We start from the raw sequence: 22,816 nt of genomic DNA on the forward strand, positions 1-22,816 counted from the left end.
ATAGATTCAATATATATCCGTTATTATATGAAATTATTTGTATAATAGTAGGTGAGAATTATTTTCAAGAGGGAGGTGTATAGTTAATGAAGTTAGTTATTCCGAAGCAACATGGAGCATGGGCGATGCTTGTCATACCATTTCTATTAAGTGTATTACTTGGTAAACCTACTTTTTATCATATCCCACTGTTTTTAGCCTGGTTCTTTATCTATCTAGCCACTTACCCATTTCTCATGTACATAAGGCAAAGACGAAAAAAAGAATTTCTACACGCTGCAATTGTTTATTTTATCATTGCATTTATATTTGGGATGATTTCTTTATTATATGAATGGCGAATTCTTTTATTCGCAGTATTAATGATTCCATTGTTTATTGTAAATATGTATTACGCTCGTCAAAAAAATGAACGAGCATTACTAAATGATGTTTGTGCGATTATAGTGTTTTGTATAGGTGGTTTAATCAGTTATTATTTCTCCGTGAAATTCATAGATAAAACAGCATTATTCATTGCGCTTATTTCATTTCTATATTTTTTAGGAAGTACGTTTTATGTGAAAACGATGATTCGTGAAAAAAACAATCCGAAGTATCGTTTTATATCTTGGGGATACCATATTGTATTAACGGTAATTGTATTTGCTATAAATCCATGGTGTTCACTCATATTTGTACCAAGTGTCATCCGGGCCATTATGTTGTATGGCAAAAAGATTTCTATATTAAAAGTAGGGATTTTAGAAATTGTTAATTCTGTATATTTTTTAATAATAACGGTAATAATGATGAAGTATGCCATTTGAAAAACTTCCCATCAAAAGATGGGAAGTTTTCATTCTTGCTCTAAAATGTGAACGGTATAATCGCATCTTTGTAATGCTTGCTCTACAGCGTAAAGGGATTGTTCAATACGTGCACGATTAAAATCTTCTTCAACAGTTTGTAATGCATCTTCTAAACAATGTTTCGCTTCTTGTAAGGAATGAAAAGAATCTTGTACATATCCACGAGCATTCTTTTTCAACGTAGTAGCCTCCTTTTGTACATCTTTTTGTAGTATGAACAATAAAGAAGAAAATATAATTTTTATATTTATTTGACAATTACAATAAAATTACGTATAGTTAAATTTAAAGTGAATATTTTCTTATCCAGAGAGGTGGAGGGACTGGCCCGATGAAACCCAGCAACCGCGATGCAGGTGCTAATTCCAGCAGAACATATTTGTTCTGGGAGATAAGACGAAGATATACGTAACTTCTTCTTATCGGAGAGGTTTTTTTGTTGCAAAAAAACCGATTACGAAAACATATAATTAAGAAGAAAGGGGTTGCGAAGTACTGTGACACTCGAAAAATACGTAAAACTGCGTAGTACAGTTTATGAATATATGATAGAGCAAGATAAGCCAATATCATTGTTAGATATTCAAGAACATATCGTTTCGCATCATGAAGGAAAATTCACTAAAAAAATGTTACATCAATTTTATTTATCAAGACTATTAGATGAACTCAAACTGGATGGGAAAATTACTTTAGCTGATGATGAATATCGCTATGCTGAAAAAGGGGTATTTTATAAAGCGGGAAAAGGGAGCTAAGCTCTCTTTTCGTCTTGAAATAACGAAGTATGTAGAGTAAAAGACTGCTAAAGCAGCCTGATACAAGGGAATGGGTGTTGAGTGTGTAGTGTCAAAGATTGAATGTGCCTGAAAGAGGCACTTCATATCGGCTGCAAATGAAAAGAGACACCTTCGCCGAATAGGTGTCAGTCGTTTTGTCACGTAGACTCGCTACTTGACAGTTATTAGAATAACATGCAGTATTTTGGAAGTCAAAAGGGAATTAAAGGAAGAGGTGTTGTGATGTATGCGTACTTATTAAAAGATATAACGAAATCGATTCCAAAGTACATTATAGATAGAGGATATGAATATTATGAAGAGGGACATGTAGAAGATGTTGAAATACACGACAAGAAAGTATTTGCTTTCGTTACTGGAAATGCAGGAAACTATGAAGTGATTATTGATCTTGAAGATTTTACAGAAAGTAGCTGCGAGTGTCCTTATGAAAATTATTGTAAACATATGGCGGCAGTTGTTTATGATATTCAAGGTGCTGGTGAGAGTACGGTTAAAGAGAAACTGAACGGTTTAGAAAAAGAAGAGTTACTAACAGTATTAAATCGTTTGTTACAAAGTTCGAAAAACGTGCAAATTGTAGAGAAGATGTTAAAGAAGGGGAAACTTTAACTAAAGAGGGAGTTGCTTTGTAATGAACGTACTAATTATATACGCTCATCCTAATCCTTCAAGCTTTAATGCGGCAATTTTAGAGCATGTGCAAAAAGGACTTGGAGAAACAAATCATTCTGTTACAATACTTGATTTGTATAGAGAACAATTTGATCCAGTGCTTGTATTTAATGAAGAGAAAAAAAGACGTGATTTATTACATGAAGAAGAGACGGAGCGATATAGAGAATTAGTGAAAGCGGCGGATATTCTTCTTTTCATATATCCGATATGGTGGTGGGGCATGCCTGCTATTTTAAAAGGATTTATCGATCGTATTTTTGTAGCTGGATTTGCTTATAAATATGAGGGATCATTACCGAAAGGCTTATTGAAAGGAAAGAAGGCGTGGGTTATTAATACGTTAGACTCACCGTTATGGTACGTGGCCCTATTATATCGATCAGCGGATTGGATTATGATGAAACGAGGGGTTTTACGTTTTTGTGGTATTCGCGATATAAAACGGTCAGTTTTTCAATCTGTGAAAACGAGTAAACTAGAGAAGCGTGAAAAATGGCTATTACAAATAGAAGAAAAGGCTCGTACATTATGAATGAAATAGATCGTATTATAAAGTGTTGCAATTATGATGACGAACTTTTTCGTACGTATATTAAGTGTTTAGTCCAATTGAAGAAATACAGCGAAACGTTTCAACAAATTCAAATACAATTAAGAAATGATTATTTAATAAGAGGGATTTGTGAAAGAGAAGTTGATGAGGTAATAAAGGGAAGTAAAGAATATGAAACATATTTTCTTCCTAAAGTATTGCAGTGGAATTTCCTTAAGAACAATCCTCATATGATTGAAAAAGTGTGTGAAGATTTGTTTACATATGAAGCATTAAATCATGCAGAGGTAGAGTGGAGGAAGGTAATAAGCTGTATAGATAACAAATGATTTATTATATAAAAAAGCTAGTATAAAACTAGCTTTTCGTTTAAATAAATAAGAAACATAGACTAATGATAAATCCTGCATATAGTAAGTTAACAACACAAAATCCCATAATATCACGAGCGCCTAAACCAGCTATCGCTAATGCCGGTAGTGCCCAAAAAGGTTGAATTAAATTTGTCCAAGCATCGCCCCATGCAATTGCCATCGCTGTTTTCGCAGCAGGTACACCAAGTTCAGCGCCAGCTGGAATCATAATTGGTGCTTGCACTGCCCATTGACCGCCTCCAGAGGGAACGAAAATATTAACAATTCCAGCACTTAAAAATGTAAAGAGCGGGAATGTGGTTTCATTTGAAATACTAATAAAGAAAGTAGAAATAGCTCCTCCAAGCGAAAGCCCTTCACTATTTACTCCAATCATCATCCCCATAATTCCAGCATAGAACGGAAACTGAAGTAAAATGCCTGAAGCACTCTTAGTTGAGTCAGAGAAAGCGCGAATATATTGAATCGGAGTACGGTGGAAAATAAGACCGGCAATCAATAACATAAAAATAACGATATCAAGTGTAAGGTTAAAGCCTTTCGTACTAAAATAGTTAAAAATATAAATAAGACCTAATAACCCGATGCAAAGTGTAATAATCATACTATTTTCCATTTTTTCAGCGAATGTTTTTTGCTCTACTTCTTGAGCGGCAGCCTCTTCATGGAACACGCTAGGGTCTACTGTAATCGTATGTTTTTCATCTGGATGCATTGCTTTATTAATGAGAGGCATCGTAATTAAAAAGATAATAACTGGAACGAGAGCGTATGGTGAGAATAACGTTTCTGTTATTGGAATCGCTTCTTTAATACTTCCAGCTGTCGTTTTGATTAACGTTTCGCCGCCTGTTGCTAACGTAAGAGGGATAGAAGCAGAAAGGCCTGCATGCCAAATGAGAAATCCAGAGTAGGAAGAAGCAATTGCTAACCTATAATCTAATCCTTCTAACTGTCTTGCCACTTCTTTTGCATATAAAACCGATACAACAATACCAAACCCCCAGTTTATGTATGCTCCTAGTAAACTTACGATTGAAATAGCAATAATACCTTGTCCATTTGTTTTCGGTAATTTCGCTGCTCTCGTTAATCCTTTTTTAATAAGAGGAGCGTTTGCTAATGCAGATCCTGTCACGAGTACAAGAGCCATTTGCATAGAAAAGGCAAGAAGTCCCCAAATTCCATTGCCCCAATGCGTAATCATTTCGACCGGTGTTTGGTGCGTTGCAAACATGCCGAAGAAGATAACGAAAACGGTTAATAAGCATGATAAAATAAACGGTTCTGGTAAGAAACGCTGCACAAGGGCAACACATCCATTTGTAAATGAACGAAACAAAATAGATCAACCTCCTTATGTTATGTATGTTTATTACAATATTCGAGGTTGTTTGGGGGATAACCTTTAATTTATGGAAAATTCAGACATTTAAGATGATTGTAATTTATTGATAGATTGATATTATTAATAAATGGATAGGCTTATACTAAGTTGGATAGATTAAAAAAGTGCACCTCCGATTGTTAGCCTGTGTCTAATAATCGGAGGTGCACTTCAAAAGAATAAACTTTTTTTATTGAACTAAAGCACTCATTAGCTTAATAGCAAATGATTACAACGGGCTATTTTTCCCAAAGTTCGATCAATCGACCTTCAGGATCTTTAATCCAAATAAACTTTCCAAATTCACTAATCTCTTCTTTCTTTTCAAGAGGTACACCAATTTGTTCAAGATGCTGAATAGTCTCGTTTAGATTATGTACTTGGAAATTTAACATCACTTGTTGTTCTGTAGGAAAATAACTGTCATTCTCGGCAAAGAAAGAAAAGATAGTCTCAGTTCCTAATTCGGGTTTAATCACAGTCCCATTCCAATTTTCTATTTCAATCTTCAACACTTCACTGTACCATTTTTTTATAACATCAAGATTGTTAGTTCTCCAAAATATTCCTCCGAAACCTTTTATCATTATATTTAACTCCTATCTATCTTTAAATTTTTAATGACATAAGTTCAACCTTCAATAAAACGCAGTGCACAACGGGAATGGTGATCGGTTAGATCTTTTGCAAATTGTTGATTCGGAAATCCTCTGTGAAGCAATCTCAACCCGCCTGAAGTTAAGGATATATGATGATGGAATCGATAGAATAACATCCTGTTGGGGTCGAGAGTATCATTCTTTAAATATCGATAATAATCCCCAAATCGAAACTGCAAAAAACTGTGCTCATGCTCAATATCAAAGAACTCGGCTCCTTCGATATCAATCAAATAAGGTTCTAGTTTGTCATTAATTAATACATGATCAGGGCCGAGTTCCCCATGTATAAATCCATAACGACTTCTTGGTTCGATTTTTGATTCAAGCTCGTACAATGTATCGAGTAGATTGCTATGACTAGCCCGGATGCTGTCAATATGTTGGCATGCGTAATCTAAATCTTTTTTTGCATTCTTCATTTGCAAGTGATGACATTTTTCCGTGTTGATCCCACTTTGATTCGCTCTCCCATGAGTAAGTCTCTCGTTGGCATGCATGTCTGCCAGCATATCTCCTATCCGCTGAAACACTTTATCTTTAACATATGAATTGGAATGTTGAAAATAAACTTCTGCCTTTTGTCCACTTACATATTCAACGAGAGCATAATCATAAGGATAACGGTTTCTTTCCTTATTCAGATCATATAGAAGGGGAGTTTGAATTCCTTGTTGGATTAAATACTTGTTATTTAATTCAAATAAATCACTACTATAGGATTGCTCATGTATATCTCTGTTCGCTATTTCTTCTTGAAAATAATTCATGGTAAGATCCCAAACATACAGAACGCAGGAAAATCCATTGCTGCAGTCAATCTTATAGACTACCTTTTGTGCACCGCCATGCATTTTCGTTACACTAGAAACCAAATAACTGGTACCAAAGACTTTTTGCATATACTCCTGTAAATCAGATTGATCAAGGTGACAAATGATTCTCAATGAATAACACCCCTTTTCTTAGGTTTTGCTGTCAATCAAACTATATAAAAAATCTAACCAAAAGTATAGATTGTTTATTTATAATTTGTTATGATGTTAAATTGGGTCTGGAAAAATAGTCATATAAAAACCGGTTGGAGCTCCAATGGTTTTTTTGATGAAATCATTCTTACTTCTCAAATACCTCGCCACACAAAAACTTAAAATGAATGAATCTATACGATTTTCAATCCTTCTTCTTTTCACTAACTTTACCATTATTTTTAATTGAGTATTACTGCCCCATCAGTTTAAGTGAAAACCTTCATAATCTTAATGATCTATTCAAACTTGAATAATCTAATTGCCTGAAAACGTTCCTCAACAATCTGGCCCTTTAGTGGAGTAACTTTATTACTACTCAGCAGTTCCTTAATCCGCCCTTCAGTTCAGATCTTCTTTTCACTATAAAAACATCTCTTTAGATAAACAGATCCAAAGGGACAAAACATCGCGTCTTTTTTATAAACACCGTGACTTTATTTAAAAGCGATATTAAAAATATTCTTCAAATCCTGGAAGCATATGTTTGCCGCAAACAAAAAGAACCATAAGCTAGCCGTTTTGGCAAAATTATGGTTCTTATCACAAAGTAAAAGCCATGTGCGGTCTTTTAAATATCGTACAGTATTACGAAGTTTCGCTAATTTTAGTTTCTGTATGAGTGTTAGTAGCAATTTTTTTCTTAATCTTAAAGTGATAGTAGGTGTAGCAAAAGATGATAAATGGTACAGTGCAATAGATTCCTAGTCTTTGACTTGGGATAAAGATAAGACTTATTAATATAATGCCATACAATCCAAAACCAAGAATTGGTACAAGTGGATAAAGTGGAGTTTTAAATTTTAAGTCTTCTAATTTTCCACCTTCGGCTAAATAATGTTTACGGAAAAAGAATTGAGAAACACAAATTGACATCCAAACAATAATTGTAATGACTCCAGAAATTGAAATCAGCCATAAGTAAACCGTTTCAGCAGCTACAACGCTTGTCAAAAGAGAAAAGGCAGAAATAGCTATCGTCAAGAGTAAAGCGTTTAGAGGTATCCCTCATGATGATAATTTCTTTAAAAAGGCTGGAGCCATATCATTTTTTGATAATGACCAAAGCATTCGAGTTGCGGCGTACAGTCCTGAGTTTGCGACAGAAAGAACAGCAGTAAGAATAACAAAGTTCATAATATCAGCTGCATATGGAATACCTATATTATCAAATACAGCAACAAACGGACTCTTTGTTAATCCTGCCTCTTCCCAAGGAATTAAAGCCACGAGAACAAAGATTGCTAAGACGAAGAAAAACATCGTGCGCCATATTATATTTCTAATAGAACGAGGTAAAGTCTTTGCTGGATCTTCACTTTCGCCTGCTGCGATTCCAACAAGTTCTGTACCTTGGAAGGAATAATTGACTGTAACCATTGTTAATAAGATAGCGGCAAGTCCATTTGGGAATAAACCACCATGATTTACGAAATTTGAAAGAAGCGGAGCGGGTTCGTTTCCTTTTAAATCAATAAAACCGAACATAGCGGCGCCGCCAAGAATAATGAAAGCAATAATGGCAGATACTTTTATACTTGAAAACCAAAATTCTGTTTCTGCATAACTACGAGCAGATAATGCGTTAATAGTGAATATTGTAACACCAAATATTAAACACCAAACCCAGACAGGAATATCAGGAAACCATCGCTGCATTGTAATACCAGCAGTTGTAAATTCAAGACCAGTCGTATTCGCCCAGCTTAGCCAATACAACCATCCGATAGTAAACCCAGTTGCGGGATTGATGAACTTAGTCGCATATTCCTGGAAGGAACCTGAAACTGGCATTGCTACAGCAAGCTCACCAAGACATAGCATAACGAGATACATTAATAATCCACCGGCCATAAAGGCAAGTACGGATCCACCAGGTCCAGCTTGACTTATAATAAAACCAGATCCGTTAAATAACCCCGTTCCAATCACACCACCGAGTGCAATCATGAATAAATGTCTACCTTTCATCGTGCGCTTTAATTCATTGTTTGTGTCGTTTACTTGCGTCATTGTTTTCCTCACTTTCATAATTGGTAGTATGATAATTGATGTTTTTCCGTATTATGGAATGTATTCCGTGATGTGAAATCTTGTTCTAATTTTCAGATAATTAAAAAGAAAAGTCAATATTTTTTTGTTTGCGTTTTCATTTTTTTGATAGTGTTATATCTTGATTGTTAGAAAATTAAATAAATTAATTGATTTCAGTTTGAATTTTTGTTAAATTGATAGTTAATTAGGATAAACATACTACAAGTAAAGTTGAGGCGAGTTATGGTACAGTCCATTGATCGAGCGATAGGTATTATTAAGCTACTGAGTTCTACAAATGAAAAAGAGTATTGGGCTATTTCTGATATAGCTGATAGAACACATCTCCCGGTTAGTACAGTACATAGGTTACTGAACTCTTTAATGGAGCATGGATTAGTTACGCAAATTTCAGAAACAAAACAGTACAAGATTGGACCAATGTGGATGGAAATAGGATTACGTCAATTGGATAAGGTAGACTACAGATCTGTTGCAAGAGAAGTGATGAAGCGTTTGGCCTCTGAAGTTGAAGAAAGTGTTTATTTGAACATTCCAAATGGAACACATTCTATTATCATTGAAAGAATTGATAGCCCTTTAACAATTCGAGTTATCGATAACTTAGGGGAGCAAATTCCACTTTCGATTGGCGCCGCAAATAAAACGATGCTTGCTAATATGAAAACGAATGAAATGGAATACATTGTAGAAGATTTACTTTCTTCTTTACCAGAACAAAAGCAAATTCTTCTTGATCAAATAAAGCAAATAAGCAATGAAGGATATGCTGTCAGTTATGGTGAAAAAACAGAAGGGACAGCTTCAGTAGCTGCACCTATTATCGGATTTAATCATAAAGTAGTAGGAGCATTAAGTGTTGGGTTAATTAGTCATCGCATTAATGATGATCGACTATCTTTTCTTATTAGTAAGGTAAAACAAGCAGCTCATGAAATATCAATAAAAATCGGCAGTACATCAGAATTATAATTTTGATAGCTGTCGTCATTTTTTATTCATATGTTGGAATTCATTTTCATAATGCGGAAAAATAGGGGGATTTATATGTCAAAGTGGCAATCAAAAGAACAATTGGTGCAATTATTAAGCAATCTTGTTGAAATTCCTAGTATTACAGGTTCAGAAGCTGAAGTTATATTACCAGACTTTGTTGTAGAACAATTATCTGACTTACAGTATTTCAAACAAAATCCGCATCAATTGCAAAAAAATCCGACGGGGGATGGAAGATATTTTGTTACAGCGCTAGTAAAGAAAAGCGATAGTACGAAAAATACCGTAATTCTTGTTAGCCACTTTGATGTTGTAGATGTACAAGATTACGGAGTGTGGAAAGAAGATGCATTTAACCCTAAAAAGTTAACATCTATGTTTTATTCTCATAAAGATGAGCTACCAGATCATGTACGTGAAGATATAGAACAAGGAGATTGGCTATTTGGTAGAGGAACAATGGATATGAAATGTGGTCTAGCTTTACAAATGGCAATGGTTGAGCAAGCTTGTGAAGGAAGATTTGATGGGAATGTTCTTTTATTGGCTGTTCCAGATGAAGAAGTGAACTCTGTAGGGATGAGGGCTGCTGTTCCGAGATTACTAGATTTAGCAAGAGAACATGACTTAGAGTATAAAACGGTTCTAAATTCAGAGCCTATGTTTTCAAGGCATCCTGGTGATCAAAATAAGTATATTTATACTGGTTCTATTGGTAAGGTGTTACCTGGTTTCCTTTGCTATGGAAAAGAGACACATGTAGGCGAACCTTTTGCAGGATTAAATGGGAGCTATATGGCGGCATTATTAACAGCGGAATTAGAGTTGAATACTGACCTTTGTGATATTGTAGATGGTGAAGCGAGTCCTCCACCAACTAACTTGCTTCAAAGAGACTTAAAGGAGGATTATTCTGTACAAATTCCTCATCGTGCTGTCACATTATTTAATTTGTTTTTACTAGAAAAAACGATGACAGATGTAGTTTCATTGTTACGCCAAAAAGTAACGAAAGTAGCAGAGAAAATCGAAGAATCGTATGAGGAGCGAGCGTATCATTTTTCTAAGCATAATCCGTTCATACCGCCTAATCTCAAAGTAAATGTATTAACGTATGAAGAGCTTATCACTTATGCAATTGAACAACATGGAAGAGAAAAAATAGATGAAATTCAATCTAATATTATAAAAAATAGAGAAGATAAAGATGATCGTGCGGTAACTATTGATTTAGTAGACAAATTATCTATCTTATGTAAAGAAAAGGCTCCGATGATTGTACTTTTCTTTGCTCCGCCATACTATCCAGCTGTGAGTTCACGCAACAATCCTTTAATTAAAGAGGTAGTTGTAGAAATGGAAAAGTATGCCCACTATAATCATAGCATTACATTTGAAAACCAAAATTATTTTGGAGGAATTTCAGATTTGAGCTATGTGGGATTGCAGTACCCATTAGATTCAATGAGTTCTCTTGTAGACAATATGCCATTATGGGATAAAGGTTATTCGATTCCACTTCAGGAATTAGAAGAGTTTGACGTTCCAGTATTAAATATGGGGCCAGTAGGAAAAGATGCACATCAATGGACGGAGCGTCTGGACGTAAATTACGCATTTGAAACGTTATTAGATATGTTACCTATATGTATTGAAAAATTACTTGTTTCTAATAAAGTTACACAGTCATAGTGTTTGCATAAGAGAGATAGAAAAAAGGACCTTAATTGGTCTTTTTTATTTTTGAAATATGATGTCATTTTACCTTGATAGCGATGGACGATATCCCTATTACGTAATGATTGTTAGACGTCCAATTTGATTACACTCTTCAGCGAACCAAAGATCGCCATCCGGACAAAACGTGATACCATGTGGCTCTGCATTATTTGTAGGTATCGTATATTCCGTAATAACTCCTTCAACTGTAATACGGCTGATTTGGTTACCTCCCCATTCTGTGAACCAAAGATCTCTGTTCTTCCCGGGTATTATGGCATGAGGACGAGCGTTCGGCGTCGGTATAACAAATTCTTTGACCTCACCTTCGAACGTAATTCTACCAATTTTATTGCCCATGATTTGCACAAACCATATTGCTCCATCTGGTCCGCTCGCAATTCCAACTGGCCCGGAGTTGGGTGTTGGGATTGGAAATTCTTTGACCTCACCTTTAGTGGTTATTCTCCCAATCCTATTGTTCTGATTCTGTGTAAACCATAATGCACCGTCTGATCCCAGAGTAATAAAAGAGGGAAATGATTTGGAGTTAGGCAATTCAAACTCGGTGATTTCCCCTGACTTTGTTATTCTACCGATCCTACCACTATTCATTTCTGTAAACCATATTGCTCCATCTGGGCCTTCCGTTATGCCAAAAGGTGCAGCGTTCGTTGTAGGGAGTACATATTCTTCAAAAAGACCGTTCATCGACATTTTACCGATCTTGCTTGAGTTATATTCCGTAAACCATAAGTCACCGTTCTGGTCTGAGATAATTGACATAGCTCCTGCATTTGCTGTCGGAATGGGAAAAGAATTTATTTCACCAGTAGCATTTATTCTACCAATTCGATTCCCTTTCTGTTCCGTAAACCACAATGCTCCGTCTTTTCCTACGGTTATTCCATATGGTCCTGAATCTATTTCATTGACCACATATTCTTGTATCGTGATCCTCATATCATTTCCTCCCATTGAAAATTTTGAGTCTTGTTTTTCGGTATAATTTAGTTTAAAAAAGGACATTCCTAGTATTACAGTGGATGCCCTTTTTGCTAAATTATAAGATATTTTGTTAGAATTCAAAGTCTAGAATCATTTTACTGGTTTGACCTGTAAACTTATAATTATAGGACCCTTTCAGGCTTTCTAATTCACCAGTAGCTTTGATGATTGTTGCAGGGGAATCTAGATTTCCTTTATCAAATATCCCTTGCTCTATAGCTGTAAATGTCCCTCGTTTTCCTTTGAAAATTCCTTCAAAATGTAAAAATCCGGAAATTTTAGCGGTAGCCAAGTGACCATCATCTATAGTTGATTCTAAATAATATAATAAATATTCAACAAAAGCTTTTCCTTTTAATTCACCGTCAATATCATATTCGACATGGGCAATATTAATAGGGAAATCTTTTCTAGTGTCATTGACTGGCTTTTCATCCCATTTACTTACTGTAAATGTTACTTCCATACGCGTAAACCTCCCTTCATCATTAGATGAGTAATCTACCTCCAGTATATCACCTAAAAAGAACCATCAATAATTATATCTCATAGGAGTGTTTCTAAAGTAACGGATGCTTCTGATATGACATTGAAGGTGAATTTTTATTTAAAAGTTTACTTTCGTATTTACAATGAAATAAAAATGATTTTTATTAATTTGTTATTTTCATACTTTTACAAAACTTATTTTCACTATATGAAAATAAAAACAATTTATGAAGGGATTCTTTACAAACAAAAAGAAGGCATCTTGAATAAAGATTAATCAAAATGGCCTTCTTTACACATGCCCATCAACTTAAGCATTCAGAATTACCCCAAAACGAAAAAATGAGTTTTTTTGCTACAAGTTAGAAAAAAATTCCATTCTGGGAATATTTACTTTTCTTAGGTTGATAGCGATGGGGTAGTACCAACAAAACACAAATTTCGTACGCTACGAAAATGTAATGACTTTATGCTGCACGTAAAAACTGGTTAGTGAGAGCTCATAATCTGCGGGAGATGAACACCCCCGCGAATTTAAGTTTCACTTTATAAAAAAGTAAGGGTCGGTACCGCTCGTTATTTCACCATTCTGAACAATCGGTACATACGAAGTGCACCCAGTGCTTTCTCCATCTGCTAATCTATTTCCTCAGGCAAAAAATAATCCAATCCATTCGTTAACTCCTTGCGTATATGGGAGTAAATGATTTAAAGTATCTGGATTAAAACAGTCAATTTTATCTGCGGAATACTCTTCATTGGTATAGGCAAACCAATAGTTTTGAGGATTAGCCTCTAGGAAAAAATGCCAACGGAAATTTAGAGTTATTCCATATTGACTCCAATAGTCTTGAGCTCCTATAAACATTTGAGCAATTCTATCAGTACTACTATTAGTATTTTGGGCAACAAATATATTTAAGCCTACATAATATGCCATTTACTTATCTTCTTAAAGTAGATTCGCAATAAACTATTTAGAGAGAGTAGATATGACTTGTAAACTTTTCGTAACGGTATTTGCTGAGTTTTTGTATAATATAATCATGTGAAGTTAACATGACTTATTGTATCAATAGTATATATTTGCGTAGAATATCCATTTTAAGGTTTTGAAGTCCCCCCTAAATGAAAATTTTATTTCGCTAAAGTTAGTTACTTAGTGAAGTCTGCTCATTTTTTTCGTATTAGGGAAGAAGGTACTTTTTAACTTGATGGGTATGGGGGGGACCCCTTTTAGCAAAACCGGAGTGGGAATGATGAGTATAAATAGTTTTGTGGGATTGATAAAGAACGAATTATTAAAAGAGGTAAGCATAAGAAGTGAGGATGAATTCGAGCCTGTAGTAGTTAAAGATATTCCTAGACTTTGGAAGTGTTTAGGGACAGGTAATTATGCCGCAGTATTTATGCATAAAGAATACAAAGATTGGGTAGTGAAAGTTTACGTGCGAGAAGGAGAAGGAATTGAAAAAGAGTCAGAAGTATATCGAAGAATCGGAAATCATCCTTCTTATTCGAAGCTTATATATAAAGGGGGAAATTTCATAGTATTGAAACGTTTAAAAGAAATTACCTTATACGATGCTATTCATAAGGGGATTAAAATTCCGAAGCAGGTAATCCTTGATATCAATGAAGCTATAGAGTATGCAAGAGAGCAAGGATTAACTCCTTGTGATGTTCACGGGAAAAATGTGATGATGGAAAACGGAAGGGGATATGTAGTCGATGTATCTGATTTCTTAAAAACAAAAGAAGATAGTAAGTGGAGAGACTTAGAAAAGGCATATTTTACATTTTACTTGCCTTTCATTTATAAATTGCCTTTCCCTGTTAAAATACCGTATTTCATGTTAAACATTGTTAGACGTTCATATAGAAAATATAAGAAGCTTACAAAGAAATTCAAATTGTAAAAGGAGCACATACTTATCTTTAGGTTAGATAAGTACTAGTAAACAAAAGGACCGTACATATTTCTAATATGTACGGTCCTAATTTCATAACTTCATGAAGTAATTTATTTATAAAATGATTGTAACATTTGTATATAATACTGATATTATTATGAGAAGTAAATATTCTTATTTTAATAGAAAATACCCATTTCAGTACATTTCATTTTAAACATATTGATGTACTATAGTTCTAAACAAATCACAATAACGGATTAGAAGGGGAATAAACTATGTACACAGAATCAATTGAGTATTAAAATTTTAATCTAATTTACCTTTGCATAGATGCAGGTATCAGTTAGTTTTTTACCGTCAGCTGAAAGATCTTCATTACGTAATATCCCTTCAAGCTCAAAACCTAGTTTTTCAGGGATCGTACGACTTTTAGTGTTAGTAGATTCACATCTTATTTCAATCCTTCTAAATTTGAGTAACTGAAATCCAAGGTTTGTTAACTCACTTACTACCTCTGTCATATATCCATTGCCACTAAATTGCGTGTTAATCCAGTATCCAATTTCACATTTAGAAATCTTCCAATTAATTCCGTGAAGGCTAGCAGTTCCAATAAAATCATTAGTACCCTTAAGATAGATAAGATAGCGAAAGCTTTCTCTTTTTAAAAAATCTATATGGGCATTTCTCAGGATAATTTCAGTTTCTTCAACAGTAGGAATTGACTGGAATAAAAGCAACCATTGTTTTAACTCATTAATTGAATCCTTAATAGCTTGGTGTACGACATTCCCGTCACCAGCTTGAAGTGGTGCTCGAAGAATTAGTCTGTCTGTTTCTATTTGTAACGGAACATCTAATAAAATAGAATTCATATCATTTCTCCTCTCGAAAACTTTAAATTATGACAGAATGAAACTTATATAATAAAAAAACTTTCACCCAAAAGAAATAATTCTTGAGGACGAGAGTTGCAATTTCGTGGTACGTTATTATGATAAATAAATTAAAAAACACCCTATCTCACTAACAGGAGATCCCGTCACAGCATTACTATAAGTTATTACAGAACCGTGCGAAGCTCCTAGTCTTTCTTCATTAAGAACTTGATATACAGCAAAGCTTATCTCCCATAAAGGGACCTCCCAAAAATTAGTAAACAATAAATATATATTCAATTAATCACTTAGAAATCCCTTTTCACATATTGAAAACTAAACTGCCAGTTGGTACAAAAAATGGCTACCGAAGCAGCCTTAGGTTGTTCAACTAATGCATGCGTTAGTTGAATAAGGAATTATTATTTTTTTATCTATTGGCTTACAATTTTTATCTTTTGCATAATGGGGTAGCGTCACATTCCTATCAACTTAAGAAAAGTTAACACCCCACAAACAAAAAAATGAGCTGACTTCTCAAAATAACTAACTGTAGAGAAAGAAAATTTTCATTTAGGGGGTACTTCAAAACCTTAGCTTGATGGGCTTTTTTCTTTTTTCTAAAGATCCAGTGTAAGTTCTTTAAATATTTTCATACCAGATAAACCCTATTGGGTTTTAATTTTTTGGATTACGCTACATGCTTGTGAGGCATAGAAAGGTTATATACGACGCCTAAGATATCAAAGACGGTTTTCTTCTCATACCTATGGGATTTTCGTCCGTTTTTCTGTAAGAGATCAAACAGACGAAACAATATCTTTGTTAATTCTTTGGTGTCTTTTTGTAGAGATTCATAAATAAGTAGAAAATAATCTTTTATGATATAAATCGCTTTATATTCGCTTAATTCTCGTTTCTTCTTGATGAGAATTAATTGGCACATTTGAGACACAGAAGCTATTTTGAACGTAAGGGATTTGTAAGGAATAGGTAAGGAAAAAGAGATTTTCATTGTGTATGATGAAAATATAAAGAAGCATGAAAGGAGGAACAGATATAACTTATATATGAAAAACAAACCAGTTAATAAGAGTGTTTCATGGAAAAAAATAATTTCTGAGGTTAACATACATGCAAAAAGAGGGATTTACCGTTTATTAGGACAGAATGGAGCTTGTAAAAATAATCATTATGAAGATGATTACGAATTCAATGTTGACTTTTTGTCATCGGTAGAGATGATAGCTGTGTGGTGAGTATGAAATATCAAGCAACCACCTATACAATATGAATAGAGGAGAGGAATGCCTTATGAAAACACGTAGTCAAATTACATTTGCAAGTCTGGCTCTTTTAATAGCTGGAAGTTCCCTGTTATACACAACGCCAACCTCAATTGTAAAAGCAGAGCCCACTCAAAATGTATCTAGTTCGTTACAAACAAATACTCAACGAGATCGTAATTCCGTCAAGCAAGCAATGCGGGATACATTGCAACTTGGATACCCGGGGATACTTGCTAAAACTTCCGAGGGTGGAAAAACTTGGGGTTATGCCGCTGGGGTAGCGGATCTGAGCAGCAAGCAACCAATGAAAACAGATTTTCGCTTTCGCATTGGCAGTGTGACGAAGACGTTCATCGCAACGGTTTTACTTCAATTAGCTGGAGAGAACCGCCTGAATCTAGACGACTCCATCGAAAAATGGTTGCCTGGTGTCATTCAAGGAAATGGATATGATGCTAAACAGATTACTATCCGTCAGATGTTGAATCATACAAGTGGTATCGCTGAATACTCGAGGTCAAAAGAAGCTGATTTTACGCATACAAAAAGATTGTATACCGCTGAAGAGCTAGTGAAGATTGGACTTTCGATGCCCCCAGACTTTGCCCCAGGAAAGGGCTGGTCTTATTCAAACACAGGATACGTATTACTGGGTATCCTTATTGAAAAAGTAACCGGAAACAGTTATGCGGAAGAGATTGAAAATCGGATTATTGAACCGCTGGAATTGTCGAATACATTCCTACCTGGCAATTCAAGCGTTATTCCAGGCACTAAGCATGCCCGTGGATATGTCCAACCAGACGGAGCAAGTGAGCTAAAAGACGTTACTTATTTTAATCCAAGTATAGGTAGCTCGGCTGGAGATATGATTTCTACTGCTGACGACTTAAACAAATTCTTTTCTTACTTGCTCGGTGGAAAATTAATGAAAGAACAGCAACTAAAACAAATGCTTACTACAGTTCCTACAGGAAGAGCTGAAATCGGGAGATACGGTCTTGGAATCTATGAAACTAAGCTTCCAAACGGTGTCCCGATATGGGGACACACAGGTGGTATTCCGGGATTTAGTACTTTTGCTGGAGGTATACTTGGAGGTAAGCATACGTTGGCCGTCAGTTTGAACAGTATGGGTAGAGCTAACAGTCCTGATCCTTTTAAAAATATTTTACTTGCTGAATTTGGTAAGTAGGTAAAAAGGAAAATTTTTTTTCATAGTTTTCATAGTTGAAAATATACTTTTCTAGTTCAAAAGCCCCAACTTATTTTCAAAAAAATTTGGGGCTTTTTTTGTTTTGGTGGCGTTTATTCTTCTTAAATTGATAGATATGTATGGTGACTCCTATATGTAATATTGCATATAAGAATGTGTCGATAAAAATGAAAGCGCTTACTATAATAGAAACATAAAGATAAATCACATCTTAGCAACAACAAAAGAGGAGGAAATAATATGGAAATCGCAATGGCAGTTTTGAAATTTTTAGGTGGAGTAATTCCATTAGTTCAAGAACTTTTAAAAATATTTATGTAAGTTTATTATTCGGCAATTATTTATAAATAATTATCATACCTTAATACGAAAAACAGAAGGGGATGATTTTTTGAAAATTAAGAAAAACAACAAAGGAATAAAATTTCTAACATGTTTATTAGTTAGTTTATGCACTATTAATTATTCACCTATTTCCTTCGCGGAAACACAAACAGGTAATGCAAATGATGCAACAAAAAATGCTAGTGGCATTGATACTGGCATAGCAAATTTAAAGTATGATAGTAGAGATATTTTAGCAGTAAATGGTGATAGAGTAGAGAGTTTTGTTCCGAAAGAAAGTATCAATTCAAATGGTAAATTTGTAGTAGTTGAACGTGAGAAAAAATCACTTACAACTTCACCAGTCGATATTTCGATTATTGATTCTGTGGCTAATCGTACTTATCCAGGAGCCGTACAACTTGCAAATAAAGCTTTTGCAGATAATCAACCTAGTTTATTAGTGGCTAAGAGAAAACCTTTGAATATTAGTATAGACTTACCTGGCATGAGAAAAGAAAATACAATAACTGTTCCAAATCCAACATATGGTAATGTGTCTGGAGCAGTAGATGATTTAGTATCTACTTGGAATGAAAAGTATTCAACAACACATACGTTACCTGCAAGAATGCAGTATGCAGAATCTATGGTTTATAGTAAATCACAAATAGCAAGTGCTCTTAATGTTAACGCTAAATATCTTGATAATGGGCTGAACATTGACTTTAATGCGATTGCAAATGGAGAGAAAAAAGTGATGGTTGCGGCATATAAGCAAATATTTTATACAGTAAGTGCTGAACTACCTAACAATCCATCAGATCTTTTTGATAATAGTGTTACTTTTAGTGAGTTAACTCGTAAAGGGATAAGTAATGCGGCTCCCCCTGTTATGGTGTCAAATGTAGCTTATGGCAGAACAATTTATGTGAAGTTAGAAACAACATCTAAGAGCAAAGATGTACAAGCTGCCTTTAAAGCCTTACTTAAGAATAACAGCGTCGAAACGAGTGGACAGTACAAAGATATTTTTGAAGAAAGTACTTTTACCGCTGTAGTATTAGGTGGAGATTCAAAAGAGCATAACAAGGTTGTTACAAAAGATTTTAATGAAATACGAAATATCATTAAAGATAATGCAGAATTAAGTCTTAAAAATCCAGCATACCCAATTTCATATACAGGCACTTTCTTAAAAGATAATTCAACTGCGGCTGTTCATAACAATACAGATTATATTGAGACTACAACTACAGAATATTCAAGTGCTAAAATGACGCTTGATCATTACGGTGCATATGTTGCTCAATTTGATGTATCTTGGGATGAATTCTCATATGATCAAAATGGGAAAGAAGTACTAACACATAAAACTTGGGAAGGAAGCGGTAGAGACAAAACTGCTCATTTCTCTACAGTCATACCACTTCCACCGAATTCAAAAAATGTAAAAGTCGTAGCGAGAGAATGTACAGGTCTTGCATGGGAATGGTGGAGAACAATTATTAATGAACAAAATGTTCCGTTAACAAATGAAATAAAGGTTTCAATTGGAGGAACAACATTATACCCAACTGCTAATATTAATCATAATTAAAGGTAACGTATACGTCCGAAGCGCCCTGTTTACAGGGCGCTTTTTTACTTAGTTGAAAGTATATCGGCGTTTTTTCAAATATATCATAATCAATTCGCAAATCTTATAATCATATTTTTTAATGGCTGCATGAATGTTTTCAATAATTTCATTCCTTATTATTAAATCTCTATAAATTTAAATTAGCCTATCTTTATTAATTCATTATGTATCAGCATTTGGATTTTTTATAAAGAAAAGGCATTATCCTCAAAGTGCCTCTTCCTACTTAATCTACGATGGGATAGCAACACATCGCCATCCTTTCTGTATATTTCTACAAAAAGAATAACGTTCTCTGTGAAGTATGGATATAAATTTATCTTAGGTTGATAGTGATGTATGATGCCTCCATATACATAAATACATTTTGTCGAAATTATTAAAAAGGGGAATTTTTCTATTTGAAGAACTAATAATTGATTGTCAATATGTATTAGAAATCTCAATCTAAACTAAAGGAGAACAAAATGGGACAAAACAATAAAGGCTTTTCTGAAACAGGATTGCGCAAAATGCGCAATGTACTGGCGCAGCATGTCGATTCTGGAAAGATTCCTGGGCTCGTCGCCTTAGTCAGTCGAAACGGCGAGACGCACGTCGAAGCGCTTGGAACAATGAGGCATGATGGTGGCGCACCAATGCGTCGGGACACGATCTTTCGATTGGCGTCCACTAGCAAGCCGATCGCAGTTTCACCAGTAATGGTTCTGCTCGACGAGTGCAAACTGCATTTAGACGACCCAGTAGACAAATGGCTGCCTGAACTCGCTGACCGGCAGGTGTTGAAACAGCCCGATGGTCCACTGGAAGAGACCGTCCCAGCACGGCGTCCTATCACTGTACGAGACCTGTTGACCTCCACATTCGGGCTCGGAGTGGATCTCACGTTGATGGGTTCTCCGATCATGAACGCGTTCTTCGAGAGTGGGATATTCGACACGCCAGGGCAGGATATGCCCGATCCAGATGAGTTTATGTGTCGCCTAGGTGCACTTCCGCTAAGCTACCAGCCCGGAGAGCGGTGGCAGTATCATATCAGTATTGAAGTGCTCGGCATTCTTGTTGCCAGGGTCACGGGTCAGACATTCGAGTCGTTCCTGCGCGAACGCATATTCGATCCACTGGGAATGAAGGACACTGGTTTCTACGTGCCTGAGCTCAAGATTGACCGGCTTCCACCTGCCTTCAACCCCGATCCGCAGACAGGTGAGTTCATCGTGTGGGATGAGGGTGCAGGCGGACGTTACAGCAAACCTCCAGCATTTCAAGCAGGCGGTGGTGGGCTGCTCGCAACCATCGACGATTATCACGCGTATTTGCAGATGTTGTTGAACAAAGGGATGCACGGAACCAAACGGATTCTGTCTAGGCCCGCAGTCCAGCTGATGACCACCAACCGTCTTACTCCTGAACAACAAGTATACCGAGACGATTTGGCCAAAAACAACGTCCATTTGTCGTTTGGACAAGGGATACAAGGTGGCTGGGGCTTTGGGATGGCGGTGCGTACCTATCTTGGAGACTACGCGTCTATCGGTCAATTCGGCTGGGATGGCGGAACTGGCACTACAGCTTACGCTGATCCAGACAAACAGTTTATTGGAATTCTGTTCACCCAGGTTGGGATGTCCACTCCGGCCCCATCGCATCTTATCCAAGACTTCTGGACCACGGTCTACCAAGCAATCGAAGACTGAAACCGAACTTAGGTATTGTTTAAAGGAAACCTCCAAGACAATTATACGCATGATGGCCACCATCAACACCATGGTTAAAAGGTATGGCAGGACGGGAAGTGTTGGAAGTACTACGAGAACAGTTTGGCATTATTAATAAGAGCCAAATAAAAAATCCTCTTGGATGTAAGAGGATTTTTTATTTGGGAATAGTAAGGGTGAGGGGAGGTGCATTACATATGGGAAAAGGTAGAAGTAATAATGCTGGTAAAAAGCAACCGAATTTCGATGATTCATCTAATTTCGCTAAACAAAGCCAACCGACAGAAAAGAAGAAGAAATAAGAAAAGGATCTCTCTTTATCAAGAGAGATCCTTTTTTAAATATATTGACGTTTCAGCACAACATATCGATTGCTCAAATTGTAGCCTTGAGGAACCCTCAGAGAGTTCTAAGTATAACTTTGATTGCATCAAGTATTTTTGGCTCTGAAGACAACAAACGGAATTTGCCTCCGATCGATGAGAAGATACTCACTTACCATGCTAATGGGGCCAAACTAAATTGGTCGGATGAAGAATCTGTTGCAAATTACTTGGTTACAGGATCAGTGTTATTCCACATCACCATCAAGCTAAGAAATGCAAATACCTCAAAATGAAAAAATGAGCATTTTGTTACAAGTTAGTACAAAATTTCGTTCTGGGGGTACTATAAAATTTTAGCTTGATGGTGATGGGGTAGCACCATCAAAACACAAATTTCATACGCTATGAAAATGTAACGATTTTATGCTACCAGTAAAAAACTGATTAGTGAGAGCTCATAATCTGCGGGGGAGGGACACCCCCGCGAATTTAAGTTTCACTTTATAAAAAAGTAAGGGCCGGTACCGCTTGTTATTTGACTATTACTTTCCCATCCATTCCTTTCAAGTAGTGGAACCGACATATTAGTTCATATGTACCGGGAGTTTCAGGTTTTACGGTAATTGTTATGTCTTTTCCTGACGGGACTTCGGCGTCAATTCCGAGTTTTTTCACCGTAAAGGTATGTTCTCTATTTCCTTTGTTTTTCAATAGCAACGTCGTCGTTTTCCCAACCGGAACAGTGATGATACTCGGATTAAAGTAATCATCATTCAATTCAACCTCAATAGGCTGTCTCACAACGTCGGATTCGGCAAATACACGGAGCGAACCTAAAGTAGTCATAACTACAATCATCGCAAGTGAAATGATCAATCCAGTTAATTTCTTTTTCACAGACATTCACATT

At 35.7% G+C, this 22,816-nt stretch carries 21 protein-coding genes, 3 pseudogenes and 1 riboswitch; of the genes and pseudogenes, 13 read left to right on the plus strand and 11 right to left on the minus strand.

Annotated features, from left to right (window positions below):
• Positions 1 to 86 precede the first annotated feature (86 nt).
• Positions 87 to 809, plus strand: coding sequence for a YwiC-like family protein (locus MKX77_RS08335; protein ID WP_002013933.1), 723 nt, complete (start codon positions 87 to 89; stop codon positions 807 to 809).
• Between the two features lie 29 nt (positions 810 to 838).
• On the opposite strand, the gene MKX77_RS08340 is transcribed toward MKX77_RS08335, so the two are convergent.
• The gene (locus tag MKX77_RS08340) at positions 839 to 1,030 is read right to left on the minus strand and encodes a hypothetical protein (RefSeq protein WP_002084448.1); all 192 of its coding nucleotides are present in this window, start codon (positions 1,028 to 1,030) and stop codon (positions 839 to 841) included.
• A gap of 120 nt (positions 1,031 to 1,150) precedes the next feature.
• Positions 1,151 to 1,249, plus strand: a riboswitch (SAM riboswitch).
• A 99-nt stretch (positions 1,250 to 1,348) separates the two neighbouring features.
• Between MKX77_RS08340 and MKX77_RS08345 the strand changes: the two genes are divergently transcribed.
• The 4 genes from MKX77_RS08345 to MKX77_RS08360 all read left to right on the plus strand — a co-directional run bounded on the left by MKX77_RS08345 (position 1,349) and on the right by MKX77_RS08360 (position 3,211).
• Positions 1,349 to 1,609, plus strand: coding sequence for a hypothetical protein (locus MKX77_RS08345; protein WP_012261278.1), 261 nt, complete (start codon positions 1,349 to 1,351; stop codon positions 1,607 to 1,609).
• A gap of 264 nt (positions 1,610 to 1,873) precedes the next feature.
• Positions 1,874 to 2,263, plus strand: coding sequence for an SWIM zinc finger family protein (locus MKX77_RS08350; protein ID WP_341306288.1), 390 nt, complete (start codon positions 1,874 to 1,876; stop codon positions 2,261 to 2,263).
• 22 nt (positions 2,264 to 2,285) lie between these two features.
• Entirely contained in the window at positions 2,286 to 2,861 is a 576-nt protein-coding gene (locus tag MKX77_RS08355) for an NAD(P)H-dependent oxidoreductase (RefSeq protein WP_341306289.1), read from the plus strand.
• Positions 2,858 to 3,211 carry a group-specific protein gene (locus MKX77_RS08360; protein WP_341307943.1) on the plus strand — a complete coding sequence of 118 codons (354 nt, stop codon included), beginning with the start codon at positions 2,858 to 2,860 and terminating at the stop codon, positions 3,209 to 3,211. Before MKX77_RS08355 ends, MKX77_RS08360 begins: the two co-directional genes overlap by 4 nt.
• Positions 3,212 to 3,251: 40 nt before the next feature.
• Here the strand turns inward: MKX77_RS08360 and MKX77_RS08365 are convergent, their stop codons facing one another.
• The 4 genes and pseudogenes from MKX77_RS08365 to MKX77_RS08380 all read right to left on the minus strand — a co-directional run bounded on the left by MKX77_RS08365 (position 3,252) and on the right by MKX77_RS08380 (position 8,343).
• Positions 3,252 to 4,598: a short-chain fatty acid transporter gene (locus tag MKX77_RS08365; protein ID WP_341306290.1), complete on the minus strand. Its 1,347-nt coding sequence runs from the start codon at positions 4,596 to 4,598 to the stop codon at positions 3,252 to 3,254.
• Between the two features lie 284 nt (positions 4,599 to 4,882).
• Positions 4,883 to 5,230, minus strand: coding sequence for a VOC family protein (locus MKX77_RS08370; RefSeq protein ID WP_002128251.1), 348 nt, complete (start codon positions 5,228 to 5,230; stop codon positions 4,883 to 4,885).
• Between the two features lie 44 nt (positions 5,231 to 5,274).
• Positions 5,275 to 6,204 carry a phosphotransferase gene (locus MKX77_RS08375; RefSeq protein WP_341307944.1) on the minus strand — a complete coding sequence of 310 codons (930 nt, stop codon included), beginning with the start codon at positions 6,202 to 6,204 and terminating at the stop codon, positions 5,275 to 5,277.
• 714 nt (positions 6,205 to 6,918) lie between these two features.
• Positions 6,919 to 8,343, minus strand: a pseudogene (locus MKX77_RS08380) (amino acid permease).
• A gap of 264 nt (positions 8,344 to 8,607) precedes the next feature.
• Here MKX77_RS08380 and MKX77_RS08385 point away from each other — a divergent pair.
• Both MKX77_RS08385 and MKX77_RS08390 read left to right on the plus strand, forming a co-directional pair.
• A complete protein-coding gene (locus MKX77_RS08385) occupies positions 8,608 to 9,357 on the plus strand; it encodes an IclR family transcriptional regulator (protein ID WP_341306291.1) in 750 nt (249 codons plus the stop codon).
• Positions 9,358 to 9,432: 75 nt separating this feature from the next.
• The gene (locus MKX77_RS08390) at positions 9,433 to 11,073 is read left to right on the plus strand and encodes a M20 family metallopeptidase (RefSeq protein ID WP_341306292.1); all 1,641 of its coding nucleotides are present in this window, start codon (positions 9,433 to 9,435) and stop codon (positions 11,071 to 11,073) included.
• Positions 11,074 to 11,172: 99 nt separating this feature from the next.
• On the opposite strand, the gene MKX77_RS08395 is transcribed toward MKX77_RS08390, so the two are convergent.
• The 3 genes from MKX77_RS08395 to MKX77_RS08405 form a co-directional block, all read right to left on the minus strand.
• On the minus strand, positions 11,173 to 12,063 hold the full coding sequence (locus MKX77_RS08395; protein ID WP_341306293.1) for a Vgb family protein: 891 nt from the start codon (positions 12,061 to 12,063) through the stop codon (positions 11,173 to 11,175).
• Between the two features lie 115 nt (positions 12,064 to 12,178).
• A complete protein-coding gene (locus tag MKX77_RS08400) occupies positions 12,179 to 12,574 on the minus strand; it encodes a DUF3224 domain-containing protein (RefSeq protein WP_341306294.1) in 396 nt (131 codons plus the stop codon).
• A 672-nt stretch (positions 12,575 to 13,246) separates the two neighbouring features.
• Positions 13,247 to 13,537 (minus strand): hypothetical protein, encoded by a 291-nt coding sequence (locus tag MKX77_RS08405; protein WP_341306295.1) that lies wholly within the window; start codon positions 13,535 to 13,537, stop codon positions 13,247 to 13,249.
• 319 nt (positions 13,538 to 13,856) lie between these two features.
• On the opposite strand from MKX77_RS08405, the gene MKX77_RS08410 reads away from it, so the two are divergent.
• On the plus strand, positions 13,857 to 14,516 hold the full coding sequence (locus tag MKX77_RS08410) for a serine/threonine-protein kinase (RefSeq protein WP_215553609.1): 660 nt from the start codon (positions 13,857 to 13,859) through the stop codon (positions 14,514 to 14,516).
• A 308-nt stretch (positions 14,517 to 14,824) separates the two neighbouring features.
• On the opposite strand, the gene MKX77_RS08415 is transcribed toward MKX77_RS08410, so the two are convergent.
• Together MKX77_RS08415 and MKX77_RS08420 are read right to left on the minus strand one after the other, a co-directional pair.
• Positions 14,825 to 15,388: a GNAT family N-acetyltransferase gene (locus tag MKX77_RS08415; RefSeq protein ID WP_341306296.1), complete on the minus strand. Its 564-nt coding sequence runs from the start codon at positions 15,386 to 15,388 to the stop codon at positions 14,825 to 14,827.
• Between the two features lie 694 nt (positions 15,389 to 16,082).
• A pseudogene (locus tag MKX77_RS08420) lies at positions 16,083 to 16,340 on the minus strand (IS4 family transposase); the annotation flags it as partial.
• A gap of 67 nt (positions 16,341 to 16,407) precedes the next feature.
• Between MKX77_RS08420 and MKX77_RS08425 the strand changes: the two are divergent.
• The 5 genes and pseudogenes from MKX77_RS08425 to MKX77_RS08445 all read left to right on the plus strand — a co-directional run.
• Positions 16,408 to 16,650 (plus strand): hypothetical protein, encoded by a 243-nt coding sequence (locus tag MKX77_RS08425; RefSeq protein ID WP_341306297.1) that lies wholly within the window; start codon positions 16,408 to 16,410, stop codon positions 16,648 to 16,650.
• A gap of 55 nt (positions 16,651 to 16,705) precedes the next feature.
• Positions 16,706 to 17,875: a serine hydrolase domain-containing protein gene (locus tag MKX77_RS08430; protein ID WP_002190158.1), complete on the plus strand. Its 1,170-nt coding sequence runs from the start codon at positions 16,706 to 16,708 to the stop codon at positions 17,873 to 17,875.
• Positions 17,876 to 18,287: 412 nt separating this feature from the next.
• Positions 18,288 to 19,820, plus strand: a complete 1,533-nt coding sequence (locus MKX77_RS08435; protein ID WP_341306298.1) for a thiol-activated cytolysin family protein — start codon at positions 18,288 to 18,290, stop codon at positions 19,818 to 19,820.
• A gap of 509 nt (positions 19,821 to 20,329) precedes the next feature.
• Positions 20,330 to 21,559, plus strand: coding sequence for a serine hydrolase domain-containing protein (locus MKX77_RS08440; protein WP_002161137.1), 1,230 nt, complete (start codon positions 20,330 to 20,332; stop codon positions 21,557 to 21,559).
• 391 nt (positions 21,560 to 21,950) lie between these two features.
• A pseudogene (locus tag MKX77_RS08445) lies at positions 21,951 to 22,154 on the plus strand (alpha/beta fold hydrolase); the annotation flags it as partial.
• Positions 22,155 to 22,437: 283 nt separating this feature from the next.
• Here MKX77_RS08445 and MKX77_RS08450 read toward each other — a convergent pair.
• Positions 22,438 to 22,809: a cupredoxin domain-containing protein gene (locus MKX77_RS08450; RefSeq protein ID WP_341306299.1), complete on the minus strand. Its 372-nt coding sequence runs from the start codon at positions 22,807 to 22,809 to the stop codon at positions 22,438 to 22,440.
• Between the last annotated feature and the right edge of the window lie 7 nt (positions 22,810 to 22,816).

Origin of the sequence: Bacillus sp. FSL R9-9410 (assembly GCF_038050385.1) — a bacterium.
Taxonomy (GTDB): domain Bacteria; phylum Bacillota; class Bacilli; order Bacillales; family Bacillaceae_G; genus Bacillus_A; species Bacillus_A cereus_U.